At 41.2% G+C, this 25,546-nt stretch carries 26 protein-coding genes; 8 read left to right on the top strand and 18 right to left on the bottom strand.

The window, feature by feature from the left end:
- Nucleotides 1-75: 75 nt before the first annotated feature.
- On the top strand, nucleotides 76-216 hold the full coding sequence (locus tag MUCPA_RS37985) for a hypothetical protein (RefSeq protein WP_157544015.1): 141 nt from the start codon (nucleotides 76-78) through the stop codon (nucleotides 214-216).
- Between the two features lie 75 nt (nucleotides 217-291).
- Here the strand turns inward: MUCPA_RS37985 and MUCPA_RS30600 are convergent, their stop codons facing one another.
- The 5 genes from MUCPA_RS30600 to mtaB form a co-directional block, all read right to left on the bottom strand.
- Nucleotides 292-486 carry a hypothetical protein gene (locus MUCPA_RS30600; RefSeq protein ID WP_008511803.1) on the bottom strand — a complete coding sequence of 65 codons (195 nt, stop codon included), beginning with the start codon at nucleotides 484-486 and terminating at the stop codon, nucleotides 292-294.
- A gap of 109 nt (nucleotides 487-595) precedes the next feature.
- Entirely contained in the window at nucleotides 596-1,393 is a 798-nt protein-coding gene (locus MUCPA_RS30595) for an inositol monophosphatase family protein (RefSeq protein ID WP_008511801.1), read from the bottom strand.
- Entirely contained in the window at nucleotides 1,368-1,853 is a 486-nt protein-coding gene (locus MUCPA_RS30590; protein ID WP_008511799.1) for a GtrA family protein, read from the bottom strand. Before MUCPA_RS30590 ends, MUCPA_RS30595 begins: the two co-directional genes overlap by 26 nt.
- Nucleotides 1,846-3,021, bottom strand: coding sequence for a prolipoprotein diacylglyceryl transferase (locus MUCPA_RS30585; RefSeq protein WP_008511797.1), 1,176 nt, complete (start codon nucleotides 3,019-3,021; stop codon nucleotides 1,846-1,848). Before MUCPA_RS30585 ends, MUCPA_RS30590 begins: the two co-directional genes overlap by 8 nt.
- Nucleotides 3,022-3,050: 29 nt before the next feature.
- Nucleotides 3,051-4,373 (bottom strand): tRNA (N(6)-L-threonylcarbamoyladenosine(37)-C(2))-methylthiotransferase MtaB, encoded by a 1,323-nt coding sequence (gene mtaB / locus MUCPA_RS30580; protein ID WP_008511795.1) that lies wholly within the window; start codon nucleotides 4,371-4,373, stop codon nucleotides 3,051-3,053.
- A gap of 125 nt (nucleotides 4,374-4,498) precedes the next feature.
- Here mtaB and MUCPA_RS30575 point away from each other — a divergent pair, with 125 nt between their 5' ends.
- Nucleotides 4,499-5,314 carry a hypothetical protein gene (locus tag MUCPA_RS30575; RefSeq protein WP_008511793.1) on the top strand — a complete coding sequence of 272 codons (816 nt, stop codon included), beginning with the start codon at nucleotides 4,499-4,501 and terminating at the stop codon, nucleotides 5,312-5,314.
- Between the two features lies 1 nt (nucleotide 5,315).
- Here the strand turns inward: MUCPA_RS30575 and MUCPA_RS30570 are convergent, their stop codons facing one another.
- From MUCPA_RS30570 to MUCPA_RS36535, 4 genes are all read right to left on the bottom strand, one after another.
- Nucleotides 5,316-5,882, bottom strand: a complete 567-nt coding sequence (locus tag MUCPA_RS30570) for a UbiX family flavin prenyltransferase (RefSeq protein WP_008511791.1) — start codon at nucleotides 5,880-5,882, stop codon at nucleotides 5,316-5,318.
- Nucleotides 5,883-6,091: 209 nt separating this feature from the next.
- Nucleotides 6,092-6,985, bottom strand: a complete 894-nt coding sequence (locus MUCPA_RS30565; RefSeq protein WP_008511789.1) for a Ppx/GppA phosphatase family protein — start codon at nucleotides 6,983-6,985, stop codon at nucleotides 6,092-6,094.
- Between the two features lie 5 nt (nucleotides 6,986-6,990).
- The gene (gene ppk1 / locus MUCPA_RS30560; RefSeq protein ID WP_008511788.1) at nucleotides 6,991-9,036 is read right to left on the bottom strand and encodes a polyphosphate kinase 1; all 2,046 of its coding nucleotides are present in this window, start codon (nucleotides 9,034-9,036) and stop codon (nucleotides 6,991-6,993) included.
- 99 nt (nucleotides 9,037-9,135) lie between these two features.
- Entirely contained in the window at nucleotides 9,136-9,654 is a 519-nt protein-coding gene (locus tag MUCPA_RS36535) for a hypothetical protein (protein WP_008511787.1), read from the bottom strand.
- Nucleotides 9,655-9,812: 158 nt separating this feature from the next.
- Here MUCPA_RS36535 and MUCPA_RS30550 point away from each other — a divergent pair, with 158 nt between their 5' ends.
- Nucleotides 9,813-10,304 (top strand): YajQ family cyclic di-GMP-binding protein, encoded by a 492-nt coding sequence (locus MUCPA_RS30550; protein ID WP_008511786.1) that lies wholly within the window; start codon nucleotides 9,813-9,815, stop codon nucleotides 10,302-10,304.
- Between the two features lie 368 nt (nucleotides 10,305-10,672).
- Here MUCPA_RS30550 and MUCPA_RS30545 read toward each other — a convergent pair whose 3' ends face one another.
- On the bottom strand, nucleotides 10,673-11,113 hold the full coding sequence (locus MUCPA_RS30545; protein WP_008511785.1) for an Hsp20/alpha crystallin family protein: 441 nt from the start codon (nucleotides 11,111-11,113) through the stop codon (nucleotides 10,673-10,675).
- Between the two features lie 156 nt (nucleotides 11,114-11,269).
- Here MUCPA_RS30545 and MUCPA_RS30540 point away from each other — a divergent pair, with 156 nt between their 5' ends.
- Nucleotides 11,270-11,713, top strand: coding sequence for an acyl-CoA thioesterase (locus tag MUCPA_RS30540; RefSeq protein WP_008511784.1), 444 nt, complete (start codon nucleotides 11,270-11,272; stop codon nucleotides 11,711-11,713).
- 32 nt (nucleotides 11,714-11,745) lie between these two features.
- Nucleotides 11,746-12,483 carry a hypothetical protein gene (locus tag MUCPA_RS30535; RefSeq protein ID WP_008511783.1) on the top strand — a complete coding sequence of 246 codons (738 nt, stop codon included), beginning with the start codon at nucleotides 11,746-11,748 and terminating at the stop codon, nucleotides 12,481-12,483.
- A 5-nt stretch (nucleotides 12,484-12,488) separates the two neighbouring features.
- On the opposite strand, the gene MUCPA_RS30530 is transcribed toward MUCPA_RS30535, so the two are convergent.
- Together MUCPA_RS30530 and folB are read right to left on the bottom strand one after the other, a co-directional pair.
- Nucleotides 12,489-13,886, bottom strand: a complete 1,398-nt coding sequence (locus MUCPA_RS30530) for an FAD-binding oxidoreductase (RefSeq protein WP_008511782.1) — start codon at nucleotides 13,884-13,886, stop codon at nucleotides 12,489-12,491.
- The gene (gene folB / locus MUCPA_RS30525) at nucleotides 13,873-14,244 is read right to left on the bottom strand and encodes a dihydroneopterin aldolase (protein WP_008511781.1); all 372 of its coding nucleotides are present in this window, start codon (nucleotides 14,242-14,244) and stop codon (nucleotides 13,873-13,875) included. Before folB ends, MUCPA_RS30530 begins: the two co-directional genes overlap by 14 nt.
- A gap of 196 nt (nucleotides 14,245-14,440) precedes the next feature.
- On the opposite strand from folB, the gene MUCPA_RS30520 reads away from it, so the two are divergent.
- Nucleotides 14,441-15,622 carry an acyl-CoA dehydrogenase family protein gene (locus tag MUCPA_RS30520; RefSeq protein ID WP_008511780.1) on the top strand — a complete coding sequence of 394 codons (1,182 nt, stop codon included), beginning with the start codon at nucleotides 14,441-14,443 and terminating at the stop codon, nucleotides 15,620-15,622.
- 106 nt (nucleotides 15,623-15,728) lie between these two features.
- Complete coding sequence (locus tag MUCPA_RS30515) at nucleotides 15,729-17,813, top strand: tetratricopeptide repeat-containing sensor histidine kinase (protein ID WP_008511779.1); 2,085 nt, start codon at nucleotides 15,729-15,731, stop codon at nucleotides 17,811-17,813.
- Between the two features lie 53 nt (nucleotides 17,814-17,866).
- Here MUCPA_RS30515 and MUCPA_RS30510 read toward each other — a convergent pair whose 3' ends face one another.
- The 3 genes from MUCPA_RS30510 to recQ form a co-directional block, all read right to left on the bottom strand.
- Complete coding sequence (locus MUCPA_RS30510) at nucleotides 17,867-18,430, bottom strand: hypothetical protein (protein ID WP_008511778.1); 564 nt, start codon at nucleotides 18,428-18,430, stop codon at nucleotides 17,867-17,869.
- A gap of 254 nt (nucleotides 18,431-18,684) precedes the next feature.
- On the bottom strand, nucleotides 18,685-19,149 hold the full coding sequence (locus tag MUCPA_RS30505) for a hypothetical protein (protein ID WP_008511777.1): 465 nt from the start codon (nucleotides 19,147-19,149) through the stop codon (nucleotides 18,685-18,687).
- A gap of 370 nt (nucleotides 19,150-19,519) precedes the next feature.
- Nucleotides 19,520-21,712 carry a DNA helicase RecQ gene (gene recQ / locus MUCPA_RS30500; protein ID WP_040628417.1) on the bottom strand — a complete coding sequence of 731 codons (2,193 nt, stop codon included), beginning with the start codon at nucleotides 21,710-21,712 and terminating at the stop codon, nucleotides 19,520-19,522.
- Between the two features lie 242 nt (nucleotides 21,713-21,954).
- On the opposite strand from recQ, the gene MUCPA_RS30495 reads away from it, so the two are divergent.
- Nucleotides 21,955-23,040, top strand: coding sequence for a mannose-1-phosphate guanylyltransferase (locus MUCPA_RS30495; RefSeq protein ID WP_008511774.1), 1,086 nt, complete (start codon nucleotides 21,955-21,957; stop codon nucleotides 23,038-23,040).
- A gap of 85 nt (nucleotides 23,041-23,125) precedes the next feature.
- Here MUCPA_RS30495 and MUCPA_RS30490 read toward each other — a convergent pair whose 3' ends face one another.
- The 3 genes from MUCPA_RS30490 to rlmB form a co-directional block, all read right to left on the bottom strand.
- Nucleotides 23,126-24,025: an IS3 family transposase gene (locus MUCPA_RS30490; RefSeq protein ID WP_157544057.1), complete on the bottom strand. Its 900-nt coding sequence runs from the start codon at nucleotides 24,023-24,025 to the stop codon at nucleotides 23,126-23,128.
- Nucleotides 23,947-24,468, bottom strand: coding sequence for a helix-turn-helix domain-containing protein (locus tag MUCPA_RS30485; RefSeq protein ID WP_008503751.1), 522 nt, complete (start codon nucleotides 24,466-24,468; stop codon nucleotides 23,947-23,949). Before MUCPA_RS30485 ends, MUCPA_RS30490 begins: the two co-directional genes overlap by 79 nt.
- Before the next feature lie 132 nt (nucleotides 24,469-24,600).
- A complete protein-coding gene (rlmB, locus tag MUCPA_RS30480; protein ID WP_008511772.1) occupies nucleotides 24,601-25,410 on the bottom strand; it encodes a 23S rRNA (guanosine(2251)-2'-O)-methyltransferase RlmB in 810 nt (269 codons plus the stop codon).
- Nucleotides 25,411-25,546 lie beyond the last annotated feature (136 nt).

Genomic DNA, 25,546 nt, shown 5'->3' with positions numbered 1-25,546 from the left:
AGGGTTATACTATGATGGCCTTTATTTCTTTGTATTTAAACCGGCTCGCCCGTCCCCAGCAAGGTTTATAGCCACGTGCCTGCAACAAGCGCCGGTATATCCCTAAGAATAAACGTATTTGGAGCATTTATACTGGAACCTTATTTTGCCATCCCATTCCAGCGCACCGATGTTAACCTGCCTGTGTTCGGGTTAAACTTTGCACCGGGCTGGTAACGTTACAATAACACCCACTTAAACGGAAAAACCCGGTTAGCTGTTGCTAACCGGGTTTTTCCGTTTTTTAACACACTACATTTTTTTAGTAGTATCCGTTTTTGTGGTGTCCTTTTTAGCGGTATCTGTAACTGCCGGTGTTGTACTCATGCCTGAATCTTTCACCGTTGTACTATCTGTACCACCAGCGTTCTTTGTAGAACTGCAGCCTACAGCTATTGATCCGATCATTGCCGTGACAAGTGCAAAACTTAAAATTTTCTTTTTCATGATACTTAAATTTTGTGATAGATGTTAATAAACTATATACCTATCTAACTTCATTTAAGCAGAAATGTTTCAATTTTTGCCATCAAGCCTGATAATGGGTGACGTCCGCCTACTGTTTTGGGAAATATTTTTGGATAGTATTTAACAACTCTTCAGTAATTTTACCATTGGTTGCTACTACTTCGCGGGTGTTAAACAAGTCTGTCCCTCCCGAAAAATTAACTACCTCTCCACCAGCCTGCCTTACAATTACAATCCCTGCAGCCATATCGTACGAGTTTAAATTATATTCGTAATAGCCATCAAATCTACCACAGGCTGTATACGCCAGATCCACCGCTGCCGAGCCTAAGCGCCTCAGGCCGTGGCAGCCACGCATTAACTCGGCAAAAAGCTCAACAAAGGCCCGTTGCTTCTCAAAATCGTAATAAGGGAAACCGGTAGCCAGCAGCGTATCGGCAATTTTAAGGTTTTTGGTTACTTTAATTTCCATACCATTAAGGTAAGCAGGCGCGCCCTTCCAGGCGTAAAAGCATTCATCCTGGTTAATCTCATATACCACGCCCAAAACCAGCTCGTCGTATTCCTGCAAGGCAATACTTACCGAAAAAACAGGCAAGCCATGTATAAAGTTGGTGGTGCCATCCAGGGGGTCGATAATCCAGGTATAGCGCTCCCCTATTTGATTTTTTGTTTTCTCCTCGGTGATAAAGCCAGCTTCAGGAAGTAATGCTTCTAACGCAGCTACAATTTGCAGTTCGGCCGCTTTATCAACGTACGATACCATATCATTTAAGCCCTTGTATTCAATACTATCCGAATTAAATTTTTTGCGCTCCTGGCGTATAAAATCTCCAACTTGTTTTGAAAGCGCTATTACTTCAGTTGCTATGTTTTCCAGATTCATGATTTTGTAATGATAAGTTAAATGAGAAAAATTTATGTACAAAAAAGCTTGCAAAAAACAAGCTCAAAGCCGCCGCAGGGCGCGCCACCACCGGATAAATATTTAAATATCTGATAAGCCAACTCATCACTCCGAGATTGGCAAAAAAGCCTAAAATGGCTACGGTAATAAAGCGAAAAAATTGTTTCCCCGGTGATAGTTTGGATTCGGTAAAAACCAGGAATTTGGTAATGAGAAAATTAACCAGTACCCCTAAAAAAAACGATAGTGCCAACGATAAAATATACCGTGAGATGCTTATACGGAATATGGAGTAGCTTGCATTGGTAAAAATATAATTATACAAGCAAAAATAAGCGGCTATATCAACGCCGAAACCCACACCTGTAGAGAGCACAAAACGAAAAACCTGATTTTTCAATAACCGTTTCCAGAAGGATTCCTGTAATCTCTTAGTCATGCGCCTTAACCACTTCAGCTTGTTTAGTGCGTAAAGCGTTTACTATAAATACAATGCCGGTAATAAATAAAAGTAGTGATATCAATTCGGCCTGGGTAAACGAAATTCCGGCCACGTGGTATTTGGTATTCACGCGAATCAATTCGATTAAAAAGCGCTCTATACCGTTCAAAACCAAATAAATTCCCCACATCAGGCCTGGTAACTTAATTTGCTTGCGTAAGCTCCATAATAACAGGAACAACAGGATACAAATAACCGATTCGTAGAATGAGGTAGGGAAAACCGGCACCTTTAACTCATAGCAAAACTTACCCACACAGTTGGCAATCGGATTATCATGATCAGACATGTTAACGTTGTGCGGAAATTTAAAGGCCCACATCCAATCGGGTGCCCAACTCAGCCAGCTTGGTTTAGGAGCCAGGTTATTAATGCCCCAATCGCCATCGCCAGACATTTGGCAGCCTATACGCCCAACACCATAAGCTATCATCATACCTGGAGCACCAATATCCATCATCTGGATAGGCTTAACCCCGTTTTTACTGGCCAGGTAAAGTACCGCCGCTCCGCCGCAAAATAGCCCACCATAAAATGTTAAACCACTAAAGCCGATCAGCATACCCACAGGGTCGGCCATAAAATCGTTCCAATTTTCGAGCGCATTAAAAAGCTTGGCGCCTGCAAAACCCCAAACAGCCGCCCATAACAGCAAGTTGCCCATCATTTCGTAGGGATGAACTATCACTTGCTTAGTTTGGGGTGTGGGTAACTCCTGCTTTTTCTTTTCGGAGTAGGCCCAGTAAACAAATATCCCTGCCAATAGGATACCGCCTATCCAATTGCCCCTGAGCGATAACAGAAAATCCTGTGGGTTATCAACCAAGGCGTGGTAGTTAAATACAGCATCGAGCAATTTATAACCAATTAAGAAACCAAAAAAGCCGTTCAATACCAGGTCGAACAAAGTAGCAGGTTCGCCCTCAACTACTGTTTTTTTATAGGGATGCACCAGTCCTAATTTTTCTTTCCGTTTAAATTCCTGCTCAAAAGCCCAAAAAGAAATCATGAAGGCTATGGCAACAAAAAAACCAAAGGTTTGAATGGGCAATGGAATATTTAAACCTGTAAAATATTTGATAAGCTCGGATATGGTTGGAAACATCGGTGTTAATTTGTGGGCTAATATAAAAATTAATGAACCAATGTTTCTTCAGTCTCGGTTATTTCAACGTCACCATCAGATGAAATTGCTGTTAACTGAACGGTTTTGAGTTCGTTTACTAAAATGGGGTCGTATTTGGCTTTAACCTTTACATAGTTGCGGCTAAAACCGTGCATATAGCCATCAGTAATATCGCGTTCAAAAAGAATTTCGACATGTTTGCCTAACTGGCTCTCATAGAAAGCCCTTCTTTTTTTGTCTGAAAGGATATGCAGCATCTTGCTCCTCTCGGATCGTGTTGAACCGGGCACTGTACCTGTCATCTCCGCTGCCAGCGTATTTTCCCTTTCGGAGTAGGTAAATACGTGCAGGTATGAGATGTTGAGCTCATTTAAAAAATTATAAGTTTCAACAAAATCTTCGCGTGTTTCGCCCGGGAAACCCACAATCACATCCACACCTATGCAGCAATCGGGCATCAACTGTTTAATTTTAGCTACCCTATCGGCATAAAGTTCCCTTTTATAGCGCCTACGCATTAACGATAAAATTTTATTGGAACCTGATTGCAGCGGAATATGGAAATGTGGGGCAAAACGTTTAGATACCGCAACAAACTCAATAATTTCGTCGGTTAATAAATTAGGTTCGATGGACGAAATACGGATGCGGTCAATACCATCCACCTCATCCAGAGCCTTAACCAGGTCGAAAAATTTATGCTCGCGCTTACCGTCGCGAATGCCGTAATCACCAATGTTTACGCCTGTTAACACAATCTCTTTAACGCCCGAAGCTGCAATTGCGCGAGCCTGTTCAAGCACACTCTCAACCGTATCGCTCCTGCTGGCTCCGCGGGCCAACGGGATAGTACAGAAAGTGCACGAGTAATCACATCCATCCTGTACTTTTAAAAAGGTACGCGTACGGTTATCGCCAAAAGAATAAGAAGCTATAAACTGGTTAGCCTCTGATACCGGTTGGTTATATACTAAAGTTTTAGGCTTTTTAGTAAGATCGGCAATATGCTCAACAATGTTAAATTTTTCTGCCGCTCCCAGCACCATATCCACCCCGGGGATTTCGGCAATTTCCTGCGGCTTTAGCTGCGCATAACACCCAACGATAGTTACATAGGCGTTAGGCGATATTTTTAGCGCCTCTTTAACTATTTTTTTGCACTTTTTATCGGCATTATCTGTAACAGAGCAAGTGTTGATCACAAATACATCGGGAGTATCTGCAAAATCAACCGTATCAAAACCGGCCTTATTAAAAAGGCGACCGATTGTTGATGTTTCAGAATAATTGAGCTTACAGCCCAAAGTATAAAAAGCGACTTTCTTGTTCATTTTAAAGCTGCAAAGATAAGAATTTTTTATTTTTGCCGAACGATGCGTATCTGGTAAAGATCGGGGCACATTAATTGCAATTACAGCTTCAGGGGTTTATACCTGGTTATATCAAGATACGTATCATGAAGAAAATTACTTATTTGTTACTCTTATTGCTGAGTGCGCAGTTTTTAAAAGCACAAGCCCAAAATATAGATTCGCTGCAAAGGCAACGTGATACAGCGAGCATAGAGTGTGCTAAAGCCGAATTATTCACCAACAAGGCGGCCGATCTGATCCAGTTTAACTGCCAAAAAACGAGAGAGATTAGCTACGCGGATGCGGGTAAAGCGATTGAATATGTACTAAAAGCCCTACACATTAATTCTAAATATAATGATACCCTGGCTGTACGTAATAATTTCGACTGCTTAAGTTCGGCTTATTTTATCCAAAAAAAATATACCCAAGCCAAATGGTTTGTTTTACAATCTAATTACATATCCCGATATAAAAAGGATGTACCCGCGATGATCAACTCTTTAATGAGGCTTGCTTCTATTAAAATAGCCATTAAAGATTACAAAATGGCCGAGGTAGATTTTAACAAAGCTATCGCATTGACTAAAATTAAAAACGATGTAAACCGTCAAATTGAAATTGAGAAATGTTTATCCACCCTTTACACCAACAGCGGCAAAGTTAAAGCCGCTACTGCAATGGATAAACATTATACACTGTTACAGTACAATTTAGACAAAAGCATGGCACAACAGGCCAAGGCGAAGCAATTACGCGTACAAAAGTATTATGCCTTACTTAAAGCTAAACCTAAACCAAAGAAAGTGGTTAGCGTAAGCGAAACAAAACCTGCTATATTACAGGAAGGACAAAGTACAGATGAAAGTAAAACAGATGTACAAACTACCGCGCTGGATATTACCAACCAGGATAAGTAAATTAATCGCATTCGTTCCAGCGATAGCTCTTATTATCTAATCCCATTAAATCAACAACACGGTCAACAACGGTTAAGGCTACCTGCTCTATAGTTGTTGGCTTGCTGTAAAAGGATGGTACAGCCGGGCAAATAATGCCGCCTGCCTCGGTTACTGTTTGCATATTGCGAATGTGGATCAGGTTTAACGGGGTATCACGGGCAACCAGGATCAATTTACGCCGCTCCTTCAATATCACATCAGCAGCACGCGTGGTTAAATCGTTTGAAATACCCCCCGCAATGCGTCCGAGCGTCCCCATTGAACATGGTATAATAACCATGGTATCAAATTTAGCCGAACCAGAGGCGAAGGGGGCCATAAAATCATTCTTATCGTAAAACCGGAACGGATATTGGCTGTAAGCATCGTTATCCAATTCGAATTTCCAAACCTGCCTGGCATTATCAGACATAACAATACCTACATCGGCTATCTGATCGCTCAATTGCTGTAATTTATCCAGTAAAAGTTTAGCGTAAATAGCGCCGCTGGCGCCGGTGATTGCAACGATAATCTTCTTTGTCATATAGAGCGCAAAGCTATACTAAAACAAGGGCATAAAAAAAGGGTCGAATATAAATACTCGACCCTACATCTACCTATGAAAAACATGCCCTGTTAGGGGCATCACAAATATAAGTACTCGTTTCCAAATTATGAAGAAATTATTAAGAAAAATTTTTTAAGTTAATACTGCCGCAAGAAAAAACAAACATCCGGCTATGTAAAATATGATTACTGCAATAATTTGGTTTTAAAATTCTTGTCAATTAGCGTTTGGATGATACCATCAACCATTCCCACTTTAGGCACGTAGATGTTTTTAATGGCTGCCCACTTCATTAACGTGATATAGATTTCGCAGGCTGGGATGATCACGTCGGCACGGTCGTTGTTTAAACCCAAAACGTTGATCCTGTCTTTCAGCGAGAACGAGTTAAGGTAATTATAAAGCGACTTTAATTTGGCAAAGCTCAAAGGCACATTCTCCTTTTCTTCCGAGAGTTTAAACAACTTATTGATGTTACCGCCGGTTCCAATGCCTATAATTGATTTATAGGTCCGGGTGTGTTCCTTAACAAAATCGTGCATTTCGTTCCAGGTTTCCTCCTTATCCTGGTTATCTAAAATCCGGATGGTGCCTATATTGAAGGAGTGCGAAGCGATGATCTTGTTTTCAGAAAATATAGAAAGCTCTGTACTGCCTCCGCCTACATCAATATAAAGGTAATTTTTATTTTTATCCAGCGACTGCTCAATATGGTTGGAGTAGATGATGTTTGCTTCCTTTTCGCCGTGAACTATTTCAATATTGATCCCCGCCTCTTGTTTAATTTTGATCACTAACGATGGCCCGTTCAAAGCCTCGCGCATAGCTGATGTGGCGTAAGCCAGGTAGTCGGTCACCTTGTAAACATCCATCAGGTTTTTAAAAGCCTGCATCGTTTTAATCAATTCGGCAGTTTTTTTATCGGATATCTGCTGATCTAAAAAAGCGTCATCCCCCAAACGCAAAGGCACCCTGATCAAAGTGTTCTTTTTAAAGGAAACAGATTGGTCGTTTTCAACAATGTCGGCTATCAATAACCTGACAGCGTTTGATCCTATATCAATGGCGGCGTATCTCAATTTGTTTAGTTTTTATATTTTAAATAATTGTAAATGTCAATTTGCGCACGATAAGGGATCTTCTCTTTAGATTTAACGTACTTATTGTTATTTTGCCCGTTAATTTCGCGCGCTTTGGTATTGTCCTGTAGTTGGATATCAATGATATCCCTGATCTCGGTACGCAACCTTTCATCATAAATCGGAAAGCCAACTTCAACGCGGCTATCCAGATTACGGCTTAAAAAATCGGCCGAGGTAAGGTAGATCAACTCTTTGCCGCCATTAGCAAAAATATGTACCCGGGCATGCTCAAGATATTTATCTACAATACTAATTACCTCTATATTTTCGCTGTGGTTTTTTACGCCGGCTACAAGGCAGCACATTCCGCGCACTATGAGCTTTATTTTTACACCGGCGTTGCTGGCGGCATACAACTTGCTAATCATCTGCTCATCAGCCAGGCTATTCATTTTAAGTATCATGTAAGCCGGTTTACCCGCCTTAGCATTTTTCATTTCGGTATCTATCAGTTTAAAATAGGCCGGCCTTGAGTCGATGGGTGATACGATGAGGTTTTTTAAACCGCTCGGAACGGTATTTTTGGTGAGCGCTTTAAATACCTGCACCATATCATCCGTAATTCGCTTATCCATGGTGAGCAGGCTATGGTCGGCATAAATGGTAGCTGTTTTTTCGTTAAAATTACCGGTTGACAAACAGGCATAATTAACGATCCTGTTTTTCTCTAAACGGGAAACCAGGATAATTTTGGAGTGTACTTTGTACCCCGAAATACCGTAAATTACGTTAACGCCCTCTTCGGCCAATCGGCGACTCCAGGTAATGTTAGCCTGCTCATCAAAACGGGCTTTTAGCTCTACCAGGCAATTCACTTTTTTTCCGTTTTTGGCCGCATTAATCAGCGCGTGTACCACCCTTGAGTTTTTAGCCAGGCGGTAAAGGGTAACACTGATCTCTTTGACCTTAGGATCGATAGCAGCCTCGCGTAAAAAGTGAATAATGTAATCGAAAGACTGGTAAGGCGTACTAACCAAAAAGTCCTTTTTGGCAATAAGGCTGATCAGACTTTTACCGAAAGAAAGCTCCGGTACAGGCAGTGAATCGTACCTGGGATATTCAAGCTCCGGGCGGCCCACGTTAGGGAAAACGATAAAATCCTTAAAATTATGGTAACGGTTACCCGGAATCAGGCTTTCGGCATTCACACCCATCTTGGTCACTAAAAATGCCAGCATATCCATAGGCATCTCGGTATCGTATAACAAGCGCATCGGCTTGCCCTTTTTACGCTTCAGCAAACTTTTTGAAAGCAGGTCTACAAACTTATCGCTCACTTCTTTATCCAGGTCGAGCTCGGCATCTCGCGTAAGCTGTATGGAGTAAGCCTCGATGGTATCGTGCTCAAAAATGAAAAAGATATCCTCCAGGCTGTAACGGATAATATCATCAACCAGGATGATAAACTTGAGATCGTTGGTTTGCGGAAGAGCGATAAAACGTGGCAAACTATCCGGAATTTCAATCAGTGCCAGCTTACTTTTTTTGCCCTGGATAAGCCTTACAAAAAAATAAATCCCCCGGTCGCGCAGCTCAGGTAAAGGCTCACCGGTGTTTAACATGATGGGCACCAGGGTAGCTAAAATATTTTCCCTGAAATAGTTTTTAACGAAGGCCCCCCGGGTAACATTCAGCTGTTTATCATTGAGGATAAAGATCTTCTCTTCGGCAAGCTGTTTAACAATAATATTCTCGTATAAATTGTTAAACTTTTTTTCTTGCTTTACAACCAGGTTTTTAATTTGGTTGAGCAACTTTTTGGGGTTATAACCCAATACCTCCTTGGCCTTCTCGTTTAAACTGGCAAGCCTGCTCAGCGTGGCTACGCGTACCCGGTAAAATTCATCAAGATTGGACGAAAATATGGCCAGAAATTTAATCCGGTCAATTAAAGGGACTGTGGGATCGGCTGCTTCCTGTAAAACTCTATCGTTAAAATAAAGCCAACTGATCTCTCTGTTAATTAGCGGAATACGTTTAATGTCCATAAAATAAAAAGTCCCCGGTCATTACAACCTGGACTACAAAACTGCTTATTTATTTGTTAACATAATATTATCACTTAACCAATTTGTATTGTGTTAATGTTAAGCTTTTTTAGGCGACCTGCTTTTTTTGACTGCTATAACCGCTTCGGCGGGCTTTTCAGCGGTTGTATCCGCATCGGGTTTAGGCGCGGCTACCTTTTTTACCCGGACTACCGGAGTGGGCACGCCCGATGCTTGTTCTGGTAAAACGCCGGGTTTCTTTTCAGCTTTGGTGGCTGCTGTTTTTTTCGCTTTTTCTTCGGCTGTTTTGGTTGCTTTCGCTATTACTTTTTCAACCTGCTCTACTTTTTTTTCAATATTTTTTTTTGCCGGGCTGGTGCTTTTGGTAGCCTTTTTTATCGCCTTTTTTACTGGCTTGGTTTCAAGTTTAGCTTCCACCACGTCTTTAACATCATCCAAAGTCTGGCTGATTTTTTTAGCAACAGTTTTGCTTACTTTTTTAATTTCTTTTTTCAGTTTGGCCGCATCGTGCCCTAATTCTACAAGGACTTGTGTAAATTTATCTGTCAAGCTGATTTCAATCTGTTTCTTCGCTTCTTTTTTGGTATTGGATTTCATAATCAAAGTTTCTTAAAGTTAACATTTACATAAAGGTAACAAATTGTTTACGCGCACCTTGGTGCAAACGGTAAAATAAACTTCTCCCTCTCAAGGTAAAACTACTTTATTTAAATAATAATTAAGGTAAATTTGTAACATTAATTAAATAAACCTGTATGCCATCATTTGATATTGTGAGCAAAATTGATGCTCAAACGCTTGATAATGCTATCAATAATGCAAAAAAAGAAATACTGAACCGTTTTGATTTTCACGGATCAAAAAGCACCATCGAACTGGATAAAAAAACAAACGAGGTAACTGTGGTTACTGAAGATGATATGCGCTTAAAAGCCATTGAGGGCTCCATTATCAGCCGGATGGTTAAACAATCGCTTGATCCTAATGCCCTCGATTTTGGTGAGGAGCAATATGCTTCGGGCAACATGATCCGTAAGTCGATCAAAATAAAGGAAGGGATTGAGAAGGAGGCTGCCAAAAAGATAGTAAAGAAAATAAAAGACAGCGGACTAAAAGTGCAGGCTTCCATTATGGACGACCAGGTTAGAGTAACTGCAAAAAAAATAGACGACCTGCAAGCCGTAATCAGCCTTTGCCGCACCGAAGATTTTGGCCAACCGCTGCAATATATTAATATGCGCAATTAAGCTTGACAATGTGCGGATGAGAGAATGTGCGAATGTGCGAATTAGGGAGTTTGCAAATGTGTGAATGAGGGAATGTGCGGATGTGCAAATGAGAAATTTGCAAATGTGCGAATGAGGGAATGTGCGAATGAGGAAATGTGCGAATGAGGGAATTTGCGAATGAGGGAATTTGCAAATGGGCGAATGGGCGAATGGGGGAATATCCAAATTTTATGGACGGGTACGGTAGAGACAAAAAAAACCGGGATGCTGCTTACGCTGCACCCCGGCTCAAACTAAACAACAACCTATATGAAATATCATGTGCTTAAACACTAAACCTTAACACAAATCCGGCACATGATACTTTACTTTATTGAAAACCTGTCTTATTTTACAGCAATTTCGCGGGCTTGAATTTTAGCTTCTTCTTTTTTAGCTACACTTAATTTTAAGATACCATCGGTATATTCAGCTTCAATTTTAGTCTGGTCAACAGTTTCAGGCAAGGTGAAGGTCCTGCTGAACGAGTTGTAGCTAAATTCTTTTTTACTGTACTTTTTATCTGTTGCAGCGTTTTCAATTTTCTTTTCGGCCGAAACACTCAGGATGTTTTTATCAACGTTGATTTTAAAGTCTTCTTTGGCTAAACCAGGTACAGCTAATTCGATATGAAATTCATTTTCAGTTTCGGCAATGTTAACTGCGGGTACTTTGGATACCAACCTGCTGCCAGAGAATGTATCGTTCAATATCGAATCAAATACATCTGTAAATAATGGGTTTAAACCGTTGTTTTTTTGTCCGTTTGCAAATTTTACAAGTGTCATTTTTATATCTCCTTAATTTTTTGTTTTTATTATCTTCGTATCTTGTTAATCAATCTGTATACCAATTGAACTTAACGCACCGATTAGTGCATTAGCCCATTCAAAAGCAGACACATTGACACTTAAAATTATTTTAGACCGACATATTGACTGATTATGGCTCCAAATATTGCTAATTTTAAATACTTCACGCCCATACATATACGTTTTTCGGATATGGACGCCTTCGGACACGTTAATAACGCCGTATACTTAACCTATTTTGAGATAGCCCGCGGCGATTATTGGCGCCACATTATCCAATGGGATTGGGATGAGATGGGCATTATACTGGGCCGGTCGGAAATTGATTACAAGAAACCCATCACTCTTGACGACGAAATTAAATGCTATGTACGTACCTCGCGCGTAGGCAACAGCAGTTTTGATGTGGAGTATATCCTGATGAGGGTAAAAGATGAAAAAGAAGAGGTATGCACCACCGGCAAAACCGTGTGCATCAGCTACGATTATAAAGCAGGCAAATCAAGCCCCATCCCCAAAGCGCAACGCAAGCGAATGATTGATTATGACGAGCCGAAATTGATTATGAATAGTTAGATTGAAGTATTTAGATAACAGCTATCAAATAAATGCCTCATTTAATCAGGCGAGTAGCGTTACTACACTTACTTTACCTTGCTATCGGCATAATTATCATTGTTGCGTTTGGCGATAATGATAATTATTGGATTAGGGTTCCGGTTGCAGTACCATCCGTTTTTTGGTGCATATTTCAATTGATATGGTTTTTAACGAATGCTCAAGCACTCATCGACGATTTCTTTCCCTTAAACACGCCATCAAATTACTACAACGATCCTTTAACACAAAGAGTAATAAGCACGTTAGCTATTTGCTTAGTTATGGGTGGGCTTGCCTTTCTTATCACCGAAATAAATAACATAGATAATACATTAAGAGGCGCAGCTATGTTTTGGAAGTTTTGCGTGGGAGGCATTACAGCAGGTATAATTTTGACAATTTTAGCGCAGCGCAAATACCTCCAAATTAAGCGCTCCAGCAATTTGAGATTTATAGTTTGTTTTGGATTGATTTTGGGCATGTTTACATTTGCGCCGGCAACCGCGAGTTTAATCAATAGGAAATATGCTTCACCTCAAGTGATAACATTACCTTTCAAAGTTAACAGTAAAAGCACCGATAGTAAACATTCCGAATATTACATCTTTGTTGATGTAAACAATAATGAAGAGCGATTTATTGTAGATCAAGAATTTTACAATCAACTAAAAATTGGTCAGATCGTTATATTTTCTATCAGGCACGGTGCACTGGGATACGATTTTGTGGTAAAATTTAAAACCTAAGCCTTTCAAAATATTTTCCCGGGGTTCAATATCCCATTGGGATCAAAAACCTGTTTAATGCCCCGCATCAGCGCCAAATTAACATCCGGATATTTGATAGGCATAAATTCTTTTTGCACCAGGCCGATACCGTGTTCGCCGGAGATGGTGCCGCCTAAGGATACGGTTAATTCAAAGATCTCTTTAATACCGTCTTTCAGTTTTTTGTTCCAATCGGCATCGCTCATGCTTGCTTTTATAATGTTAACATGCAGGTTTCCGTCTCCGGCATGGCCGTAGCAAACCGATTCAAAGCCGAACCTCGCTCCTATTGCTTTAATCCCTTTAATTAATGCGGGCAATTCGGCACGGGGTACTACGGTATCTTCTTCCTTGTAAACCGAGTTTGACTTTACCGACAGGCCCATAATACGGCGCATGTGCCATAACTCTTCCTTTTGCGCCGACGAATCTGCAAATAACACATCTTGACAATTAAATTCTTCTAAAGCAGCGTTAATCTTTTCGCAATCAGCAAATATCACATCCGGGTTATTCCCGTCAACCTCAATCAATAAAAAGGCAGCTATGCCGTCTTTTAGCGCAAAGTTAATCCCATCGTGCGCTATCACCCACTCCACTCCCCTGCGTTCCATAAACTCCAGTGCCGATGGGATAATGCCTGCCCTGAATATGGCAGAGACAGCACCGCAAGCTTCCTCGTTGGTAGCAAACGAGGCGAGCATCAGCGCCGTTTGCGTTGGCCGCGGAATAAGCTTGACCACAATTTTTGTAACGATGCCCAGCGTTCCCTCCGAGCCTATCATCAACTGCGTTAAGTTGTAGCCCGATGCGTATTTCAAGGTATTGGCCCCCGTCCAGATCACCTCGCCGCTCGGTAAAACAACTTCCAGGTTCAATACATACTCACGGATGGTTCCGTATTTTACCACACGCGGCCCGCCCGAACAATTGGCAACATTACCGCCAATAAAACAACTGCCTTTACTTGCCGGGTCAACCGGGTAAAGTAAACCCTTAGCAGCCACCACATCCATAAATACTTCGGTTATTACGCCAGGCTCAACAGTAGCCTGCAAATTACGCTCATCAATAGCGATGATGTGATTAAAACCCTCCATCGAAATAACCAAGCCTGCGTTTACAGGCAAAGCCCCACCGCTTAAACCTGTACCCGCACCACGCGGAGTAACGGGGATATGATATTCATTACATAGCTTCAATAGCTGCGAAACCTGCGCCGTAGTTTGCGGTTTCACCACCACTTCGGGATAATAACGCAGATCTTCAGTTTCGTCATGGCTGTATTTTTCCAGCTCGCCGGGCGTAGTATAAACACAACCAGCTCCCGCAATATCACGCATCCGCGTTACCAATGCATCCGTTATTTTATTGAACATCATCAGGTTTGGTATAGGTTATCTCGATAAAAGAGCTGGCTACTTTACCCGGTAAGGGAGGATTTAATTTTTGAATACTGGCCTGTATAATTTCCACAAAAGGATAAGTGGTTTTTATTTGATCGATAATGCCCTGCACCACAGTTTCAAGCAATTTACGGGTGTATCTCATTTCTTGCTCCACTATCCGGTAAAGCTGTTCGTAATTAACGGTGTAAGCAATCTCGTCATCATTAAAATGATGCTGTTGCACAAACCTAACCGATACGTCAACCACAAAATGGTTACCCAAAACCTGTTCCTGGGGATAAAAGCCGTGATAAGCAAAAAACTCCACGCCTTGCAATGCCACTTTAATCATGCGGTAAAGTTATCAAATTGGCCTGTTAGTGCAATTAATGCCTGGCGATTGTTTGATGAGAGCATGGCGTATGATATCTGCCATAATAAACCAAAGCCATCATTACTTTGCCAAACTACAGATCATTAACTCAGGAACTAAACATTATGCGCTGTGATTCCTAATTATTAGATTTGCTTATACATAAACACCTGTTATGCCTAAAAACGACCTGTATGAAGCCCCGGATTATTATTTACTGGACGAACTTTTAAGCGATGAGCATAAACTGATCCGCCAGTCGGCGCGCGATTGGGTGAAGAAAGAACTGAGCCCTATTATTGAAGATTATGCTCAACGTGCCGAATTTCCGAGGCAATTGCTTAAGGGCCTGGCAGAGATAGGCGCCTTTGGGCCTACCATCCCGGTTGAATATGGAGGTGCCGGTTTGGATTATATAGCCTACGGAATTATTATGCAGGAAATTGAGCGCGGCGACTCCGGCATTCGCTCTACGGCTTCGGTACAGGGTTCCCTGGTGATGTATCCTATATACGCTTATGGATCGGAAGAGCAACGCAAAAAGTATTTGCCTAAACTGGCAAGCGGAGAGTTAATGGGCTGCTTTGGCTTAACGGAGCCCGATCATGGATCGAACCCCGGCGGGCTAACCACCAACTTTAAAGACGCAGGCGATCATTATTTACTGAATGGTGCCAAAATGTGGATATCGAACGCGCCCTTTGCTGATATAGCCGTGGTATGGGCTAAAAACGAAGGCGGCAAAATACAGGGCTTAATAGTAGAGCGTGGCATGGGGGGCTTTACCACACCCGAAACGCACAATAAATGGTCGTTAAGAGCATCAGCAACCGGCGAACTGGTTTTTGATAACGTTAAAGTGCCCAAAGATAACTTACTGCCCAATGTATCTGGCTTAAAAGGCCCTTTGGGTTGTTTAAACCAGGCGCGCTACGGCATTGCCTGGGGTGCTATAGGCTGTGCGATGGACTGTTACGATACTGCACTGCGGTACGCCAAGGAGCGGGTGCAATTTGGCAAGCCTATAGCGGGGTTTCAGTTACAACAAAAAAAACTGGCCGAAATGATTACCGAAATCACCAAGGCGCAACTGTTGGTTTGGCGCTTAGGGGTATTAAAAAGCGAAAACCGCGCTACGGCAGCACAGATATCAATGGCCAAACGCAATAGTGTTGAAACCGCGATAACCATTGCCCGCGAGGCCCGGCAAATTTTGGGTGGAATGGGAATTACCGGCGACTACTCTATTATGCGGCACATGATGAACCTCGAATCGGTGATAACTTATGAAGGCACGCACGATATTCATTTACTGATTACCGGGATGGATATAACCGGGCAGGATGCTTTTAAATAAAACACAAACCCCCATTTATTATTGGACAAATAATTTAATTATAACTTTATTTACAATTGTTTAAAGTGATCTAAACCCTATATTTGGGGTTTACTAATTTGTTTGAATGCCCTATATTACCGGAAAGAACTATGATGCAAAAAAAAGTTTAGTTACTTTTTTCCTTGTATTGTGTTCTGTTTCATTCATAGCCTGCGTTCAAAAACAATCCACAACTCCTTCATCCCCAAAATTCACCAGGCTTCTTGATAGTGCAGACAACCTGTACGCCAACAACCGGGCAAGAACCTTGCACTTGCTCGACTCCGCGAAAACAGCCACCAAAAATTCGGACGTTGTAGATGTATTCAGGTATTATTCCTTTCTTTACTATATCAATTACCGGGGCAAAAAAAATCCCGGCAAGGCAATGCTTTATGCCGATAGTATGCTTTCGACCATAGAAAGCACGCATAACGAAAAAAAATATGCCAAACTATATGGCGTAGCCAGTTTTGCCAAAGGCGATGCACTATTTATCAATAATAAATTCCAGGCGGCCTACCAGCTTTATTATAAGGGTAATTTGATAGGTAAAAACTATGTTGATAATTGTACCATAGGTGATTACAGTTATCGCATGGGGATGATTATGTACAGGCAAGAGCATTTTGCACTGGCTGCGAGCCACTTTAAACAAAGCTTCATTGAAAATGCCAGTTGCGGTGTTGGTTTTTTGTCGTACTACAGGGGGCAAGAGCTATTAGACAATGCAGCATTAAGCTATAACAAAGCCGGTATAAGAGATAGCGCCGAGTTATATTTTAAAAATGCACTCAGCTACATCAATGCCAGCGCCAGGAAATATCCTGAAAAAAGCGAAGTGATTGAGGCAGCCAGAGGGGTTGTATACGGCAACCTGGCCGACCTTTACCTGGCAAGCAAAGAATTTAACAAGGCCGAAAACCTTTTAAAGAAAAGCATCCAAATTAATTTAAAAAAAGGATACGAAAATAAAGATGCGCAGCTTACTGAATTAAAACTGGCCCGTTTATACGCTGATCTGTACAATACAAAAGCGCTGATAGCCTTATTAAAAAATATCCGTGCACAATTAGATACCTTAAAAAATAGCGAAGCCGAGGCTGATTGGAATCATTTAATGGCCGAATATTATCAAAACGAAAAAGAGCCCGAAAAGGCAATTACTTACCTTTTTAAATATGAAGCTATAAAGGATTCGTTAACCACAGCTACGATAAAGATAAAGGAGAGCAATGTAAATCAGCAATTTAAGGATTTTGAAAACCAGTCGACCATTAATACCTTAAAAAGCGATAACCAAACACAACACACTTACTTAATTATAACCCTCGCTTTCGCTTTGATGGCCCTGGCCATTGTTTTTTTAGTACTTTATAATTGGAGGCGATCAAAACAAAATGTGGCTTTGCTAAGCGAACTCAACCGAACGGTTAACGAGCAAAAACGGCAACTTGAAACTTCGTTATTGGAACTTGAATACAGCAGCAAAGAAAAGGACAGGATATTGCGGGCCGTTTCGCATGATTTACGCAACCCCATAGGGGGCATAGCTTCTTTAACCACGCTGCTACTGGTTGAACAAGGCTTAGATAACGAACAAATAGAGCTATTAAAGTTGATACAGGAAACTGCCGATAACTCCCTCGAGTTGATTAACGAGATTTTAGAGGCTACAGGCGTATTAACATCATCCATTATAACCAGGCAATATGTGGATATCAATATGCTGTTGAGCCACAGTGTTGACTTGTTAAGATTTAAGGCAGCGGAAAAAAATCAAAAAATAATGCTGGAAGTGTTGGATAAACCCGAGGAACTATACATTAGCCGCGAAAAGATATGGCGGGTATTAAGCAACCTCATCAGCAATGCCATTAAATTTAGCCCGCAGGGTTCTGTTATCGGCGTTAAACTGAGCGTTGAAGACGACAAAATCAAAATAGCGGTTAAGGACCAGGGAATAGGTATTCCGGCTGATATTAAAGACCAGGTTTTTAACATGTTCACCGAGGCTAAAAGGCCCGGCACCGCTGGCGAAAAATCATTCGGGCTGGGCCTATCCATTTCAAAGCAAATTACAGAGAGCCACAACGGCGAAATATGGTTTGAAAGTACCCCGGGTGAAGGGACAACTTTTTATGTTCGCCTTAAAAAACTAATGGCATAAAAAAGCCGCCCTGCTGTTATACAAGGCGGCCAAACTTAATCAATAATCAATAGTTAAAATCTTCCACGTCTTCCATGGTCGCCATTGTCGTGGTCTCCCCTGTCGTTGTAATTACCTCTGCCGCCTTGATCATTACGTTGCTGATTAGGCCTTGCATCGTAATGTTGATTGTCGTTTCTCCTGTTCTCATCGTGGTTAAATCGGTCCTGACTGGCATATTCCCTCACATTATGATCATCACGACGTCCCCAGTCGCGGCGGCCTTGTATCCCGCCATACCTGGCGCGGTAAACATCGTTGTGTAAGTATGGCCTTGGCTCGTTAACTGCAAACCGGCGTGCATGTTGCCAATCATAATCATGAAACCTGCCTGGCAGGTAGGCTCCTGTTATCCAATTTCCACCATCCTGGTAATAATAACAGTGATTACTTACCGAGTAATAGGCTTCAACTTCGGGCAGATAATAATAATCAGCATCATTATAAACCGGTGCCGGTGCAACGTAAACCGGCCTTGGGCCTAAATTAACGTTTAAATGCAGACCTATTTGGGCACTTGCAGTTTGATACATTAAACCACTAATTGCTATTGCGGATACTAAAATTAACTTTTTCATGCTGTTTATTTTTTTATTTTAATTTACAACTACTTTGGATCTTGTTTTTTTATTCCTGGTAGTTTCAACTTTTTTATTGTTGTGTTATATATCTAAGACGATAGCTACCCGCCTTAGTTTAACGCCAAATTTCAATAATACTGTAATATTAAAATTACAAAGAATATAAAGCTGAATTATAAAATAAAAACAGAATTTAATTTTAATAATAAAAGAAAAAACACGTTAAGTAGAATTTAATTCCGAAAAAGGAATCATTTATGTTGATTGGCCGGAGAGGACACCAAAAACAACGGAACCTGCTGTACATATTGTCGCCAAAGTACCAGGCCACCGCTGATGATGATGATATTTTTCATGATGTATTGGCCAAGCAGGGTAAAATCGTAAGGCAAATGATTAAAAGTTTGGTGCGGAAAAAACAAAAAAGGCGTAAACGTAAAACCCATATGAATAAACATCATTAACAAAACCGCTTTCATGCATTTACACATCAGCAACAGCAAGCCTAAACCGCATTCCCACAGCGCCAACAAGTCAATAGCAACCCGGTCAGGCATTAATCCGAAAGTTAATTGGTGTATCGTTTGCGAAGCGATATGCTCGGCCGGGCTCAAACCATAAAATAATTTCAATACGCCAAACCACAAATAAACGATACCAATACTCAATCTTAACACGGTAACGGGGTTGAATGTATTGTGCTGATGCTCTGTCATGATTGTACCATTAGGATATTTTCAATGCTTTGAGCAAAATTTCACGCAATGGTTTAACAATCAAATTAACTCTGTAATAATCAAACCAGTTTAAAAGCGATGATGTAGCTGTTGCAAACCAATCTTGGCCAGCAAAAACACAAACGGTTTTACTAAAGTATCTACCAGCCAGCAAATCAATACCGCACTACTATATGTATAGTCCTGAAAAAAGAAGTTTGGGCTCTGTAGGCGCCCATTTGTCGGCGGGTTTCCCGTCTGTGTCAGTAAAATCAAATAAACTTTTTTAGCGTTGCCCTGCGCTATAGGTACAAAAAAAGAGCGATAAGTTAATCCTATCGCTCTTTCTCTCTATCAGGGTCAGTTAAAATTAATTTCCTAACTCACTCATAAATTTAATCCGCATCAACTGCATTTCTTCACGGGTGTATTCGTTGGGGCCTAACTCTACCAGGGCTTCATCAATCGAGTCAATCTCGCTCGATTTAAAATAATCAAATACCTCTTCCTGCCTGTCCTCGTCTATCATCTCATCAATATAATAGTTCAGGTTTAACTTGGTGCCTGAGTTGACGATAGATTCAACCTCGCGGATAATATCTTCATAGCTCAGGCCTTTGGAATTAGCTATATCTTCCAGCGATAAATGGCGATCAATATTCTGGATGATATAAACCTTTAAGGCAGATTTGTTGGCGGCACTCTTAATCACCATATCTACAGGGCGGTCAATATCATGCTCCTCCACATATTTTTTTATCAGATCGATAAAAGGCGCACCAAATTTTAATGCCTTACCTGATCCAACGCCCGAAATCTGCTTCAGTTCGTCAATGCTGATAGGATAATGCGTGCACATCTCCTCTAAAGAAGGATCCTGGAAGATAACAAACGGGGGCAATCCTTTTTGCTTGGCTATTTTTTTCCGCTGATCTTTCAGCATTTGCAGCAAAACAGTATCTAACGCCGCCGAGCCGCCGTGTTTGGCATCATCGCCGTCATCATCATCGGTTGAACCCATCGGCCTGTTTAAAACATACCGAAGCGTATAAGGGTTTTCTAAAAACGCGTGGCCCGATTTGGTTAAGCGCAGCAAGCCATAATGGTCGATATCCTTAGATACAAAATTATTTAAGAGCGCCTGCCTCATCAACGAATTCCATAGGTTGATGCCTTCCTCTTTGCCAGATCCAAACTCCTCAATTAAATGATGTTCGTAATTGTGGATCTGCGGATTATCAACACCCATTAAAACGCTGATAATGTGATGATCATCAAATTTTTCGCCCAACTTCTTCATCAGGCTCAAGGCCTTATGCAAAGGAGCTTCGGCATCAAAGTACTGCTTGGTGGCACTGCAGTTATCGCACATGCAATTACAGCCGGCCTCGTTAAAGTTTTCGCCAAAGTAGTGCAATATCTGCTTACGCCTGCAAACTGCAGATTCGGCATAATCAATCACTTCCTTTAATATCTGCGTACCTATTTCCCTTTCGGCAACAGGCTTATCTTTCATAAATTTCTGTAGCTTATCAATATCCTTTTCAGAGTAAAAAGCTAAGCAAACACCTTCTCCGCCATCGCGGCCTGCACGCCCGGTTTCCTGGTAATAACCCTCCATGCTCTTGGGCACATCGTGGTGTATCACATACCTAACATCGGGTTTATCAATGCCCATTCCAAAAGCAATCGTCGCTACAATCACATCTACATCCTCCATCAGGAATCTGTCTTGCGTGTCGGCGCGTACCTTGGCGTCCAAACCGGCGTGGTAAGGGAGCGCCTTTACGCCGTTAAGGCTCAAAGCTTCGGCAACTTCTTCAACTTTTTTACGGCTCAGGCAATAAATAATGCCCGATTTACCGGTGTGCTGTTTAACAAACCTTACAATCTCTTTTAAAACATTGCGCTTGGCCCTAACCTCGTAAAACAAATTACCGCGATTAAACGATGATTTGTAAATGGTAGCATTGTTCATCTGCAGGTTTTTCTGGATATCCTGCTGCACTTTAGGCGTGGCGGTAGCTGTTAACGCGATAATGGGGATATTCTCGCCTATGTTGCTAATTACCTGGCGTATTTTACGATACTCCGGCCTAAAATCATGGCCCCACTCCGATATACAATGCGCTTCATCAACAGCAACGAAGGAAACCGAGTTTAAACGCAAAAAATCAATATTTTCCTGCTTGGTTAATGATTCAGGTGCTACATAAAGCAGCTTGGTTTTACCGCTCAGTACATCTTCTTTAACTTTCGTAATTTCTGATTTAGTTAATGAGGAGTTTAAAAAATGGGCTATACTGTCAGATCCTCCAAAAGCCCTTAACTGATCCACCTGGTTTTTCATCAGGGCTATCAGCGGTGATATTACGATTGCCATGCCATCGGTCATCAAGGCCGGCAATTGGTAACACATGGATTTTCCGCCACCGGTTGGCATGATCACAAAAGTATCGTTGCCTGACAAAATATTTGTAATAATAGCTTCCTGCTCACCCTTGAAGTTATCGAAACCAAAAAAATTCTGAAGATTATCGAAAAGTGACTTCTTCGTCTCAATCATTACTATAAAATTATTCGATGTGTGTATAAAAAATTAAAGATCAAAATAACAAAATTTTTTAAAGAAATGGCATTAAAATATGCTTTTTTAAGAAACTATGATATTCAAAGTATAATGTACAACTATTTTTTGAAATAAACATCATTTTTATTCAAAATAATTTTTTATTAGTTATCGTAGTTTGAAAATTATTATTCAATTTCACGATCTTAAAATCGATTCAAAAAAAACAACAAAATATGAACAGTAATTACTATGCCATAATCATGGCTGGCGGTATCGGTAGTCGCTTTTGGCCCATCAGCAGAACCTCTCATCCCAAACAATTTATCGATATCCTGGGAACCGGAAAAACCCTGATTCAGCAAACTTACGACCGTTTTTTAAAAATTTGTCCTAAAGAGAACATTTACGTTGTTACTAACGAAATATATACCGACCTTGTAAAAGCGCAAATACCTGATATGGCCGATGGCCAGATATTAACCGAGCCTGTAATGCGCAACACCGCGCCTTGCGTTGCTTACGGTTGCTTTAAAATTGAAAGCCTCAATCCCAACGCATCAATTGTGGTAGCCCCGTCTGATCACTTGATATTGGATGAGCAGGGTTTTGTTAACACGATAGAAAAATCGTTAACAACGGCTACAGAAAACGGATGCCTGGTAACTTTGGGTATTAAACCATCGCGCCCGGATACCGGCTATGGCTATATCCAGTTTACTGATAAAACCCTGAATAACGATTTCCACAAGGTTAAAACCTTTACCGAGAAACCTACTTTAGAAATTGCCAAGACCTTTATACAAAGCGGCGACTTTTTATGGAACGCAGGTATCTTCATCTGGTCGGCAAAGGCTATTGTTGAGTCGTTTGGCAAATATCTGCCCGAGATCAATGATATTTTTGCTGATGCACGCCCGGTTTATAATACCGAGGACGAAAAAAATTACATCCACTCAGCCTACCAGCAATGTACCAACATATCTATCGATTATGGTATTATGGAAAAGGCTGATAACGTATACGTATTACCATCAGAGTTTGGCTGGAGCGATTTGGGTACCTGGGCCTCTATCTACCAGCTTGCCGAAAAGGATTATGTAGGCAACGCAGTAATCCCATCGGAAAAGGTGATCATGTACGACTCATCCGACTGTATGGTTAACGTACCAGCAGATAAATTGGTGATCATTAAAGGCCTGCACGATTTTATCGTTGTAGAATCAAACAACACGCTGCTAATTTGCCCTCGCTCCGAAGAGCAAAACGTAAAACAGGTAGTTGCCGATGTGAAACAGAAGTTCGGCACGAAATATATTTAACCCCCCGGGCCCCCTGAAGGGGGAGGAAGTGAAAGAGGCTGGTCATAATATGGTGTGACCCCAAAAAGTTGGACAGTTTACAAAATTAAGTTTTTTGTACGAGAGCTCGGTATTCCACCGGGCTCTTTCCATTTAACCTGTTTTTTATTCTTTCATTGTTATAGTAATGAATGTATTCTTTTAACGAAGTTATAAATTCTTCCGCAGTTTCAAAGCTCTGTTTGTACAGTAATTCTGTCTTTAAGATCCCAAAGAAGCTTTCGGCCAAGGCATTATCCAAGCAGTTTCCCTTTCTGGACATGCTTTGAATAATTCCATGTTTTTCCAAAGCCTTTCTATATCCATAATGTTGATATTGCCACCCTTGGTCAGAGTGAAAAATAAGTCCCCTTATATCTTTCACTTTATCAAAAGCCTCATATAACATTTCATCTATCATCTGCATATTTGGAGATTTTGAAATACTATAAGAAATGACTTCCCCGTTGAACATGTCAATTATAGGAGATAAATAGATCTTCTCCCCTTTAATGTTCATCTGAGTGACATCCGTAGCCCATTTCTGATTAGGCAGATTTGCCTCAAAATCCCTTTCAAGTACATTAGGGGCAATTTTACCAACCTCACCTTTGTATGAGCGATAACTTACTTTCCTGATATTGCATTTTAGGCCTAATGTTCCCATCAATTTTTGGACAGTCTTGTGATTTATGCTATAACCCCGGTTCTTCATTTCGGCGGTGACCCGCCGATAACCATATCTGCCTTTATGCAAGTGGTATATACTTGCGATCTCTTCTTTTTCATGCTTGTATTTATCATCATTTAGGCGCTTGCGATGATAATAAAATACAGAACGAGCCATCTGTTTGCAATCCAATAGAATTGAAACATCATGTTCGGGCCTTAGTTCTTCGATGGCTTTTGCCCACTCATGCGTTCGCGGGCTTCTTTTTCCTTGACTAAGGCCGTGACTTTTTTTAATAGTGCGTTCTCCGCCCGCAAACGGCTATTTTCCGCCTGGAGCTTCTCTACTTCTGTTTCAGGTTCAAGCTTCTTTGATCTTCCCATGCATTTAGGTGGTCGTCCAGGATTCTTTTGCTGGTATAGTACTGCATATCCCTCAACCCGTACTGATCTTACCCAGCGCTCTAAAGCAGTCTTGCTTAATCTATATTCCAGAACAACCTGATTTAAAGGTACTTTTTTTTCTATGACAAGCCTTACAACTTCTTCTTTGAAATCAGGCGTGGGCTTGACGTTAGGTTGTTTGAGCAGCCCACTTTCGCCATAAAGATCATATTTCCGAACCCATTCCAATATCATGCCTTCACGGATATGGCGTTCGCGGGATATCCGTAGAATCGGCTTTCCCTTTCTTACTTGAGAAACTACATCAAGTTTCTCTTCAAATGTGTGCTTTGACATAAATAATAAACCCCAAAAGTTTTTGTCTAACTTTTGGGGTTCACTTCAAATACATGATCAGCCTCTTTTTATATAAAATACATTTTGTCTAATCGCCTGCGGTAAACCGCAAGCCAATCAAAAACTCCCCCTTCAGGGGGCTGGGGGGCCTCCCCTTTTTTGCCTGATGGCTTCGTACAAAATTACGCCGGTTGATACCGATACGTTGAGCGATTCTATTTCGCCATACATGGGTATTTTAGCTAAATGGTCGGCTATTCGGATAATCTCGTTGCTTACGCCATCATCTTCGCCACCCATTACAATGGCTGTGGGCAAGGTATAATCGGGCGCATAGATAAAGTCGGTAGTTTTTTCGGTACAGCATACAATCTGCAAACCGGATGATTGTAAAAATTTAACCGTTTGCAATAAACTGCTTTCGCGGCAAACCGGGATATTGTACAGTGCTCCCGCCGATGTTTTAATGGTATCCGGGTTAATTTGTGCCGAACCCTTTGCCGGTACTACAATGGCATGTACACCAGCGCATTCGGCGGTACGGGCTATGGCGCCCACGTTGCGAACGTCGGTAACGCCATCTAAAATCAAAATTAAAGGTACCTCGCCTTTTTCAAATACCATGGGTATAATATCCTCAATCTTGTAATAAGTTATAGGTGATATGATGGCGATAACCCCCTGGTGGTTTTTGGTGGTAACACGGTTAAGCTTCTCTACCGGAACCTGTTGCGACTCTATTTTATATTCGTTCAGCAAGTTTTTAAGCTCATAAAACAACTCGCCACCGAGCCCTCGCTGGATGAATAACGATTCGATTTCTTTGCCCGATCTGATGGCTTCTATCACGGCGCGGATACCGAAAACCATTTGGTTATATTCTCTTTTAGGTTCGTTTCTAAAACTCATTTCAACTGCTGTATAAGTCAGCAAAATTAACATATTAATTGATTTTAGCCCGCTTTACAACTAAACTTAGCAATATGTTATTCAAAATAACTAACAGGGGCCAACGTTATTAACACTGCTGTTAAGTGATTGACTATTAAACCCATTTTAATTTTACTAACAAGTAATT

It is taken from the genome of Mucilaginibacter paludis DSM 18603, from assembly GCF_000166195.2.
GTDB lineage: Bacteria > Bacteroidota > Bacteroidia > Sphingobacteriales > Sphingobacteriaceae > Mucilaginibacter > Mucilaginibacter paludis.
This window is presented reverse-complemented; position numbering and strand designations above follow the sequence as displayed.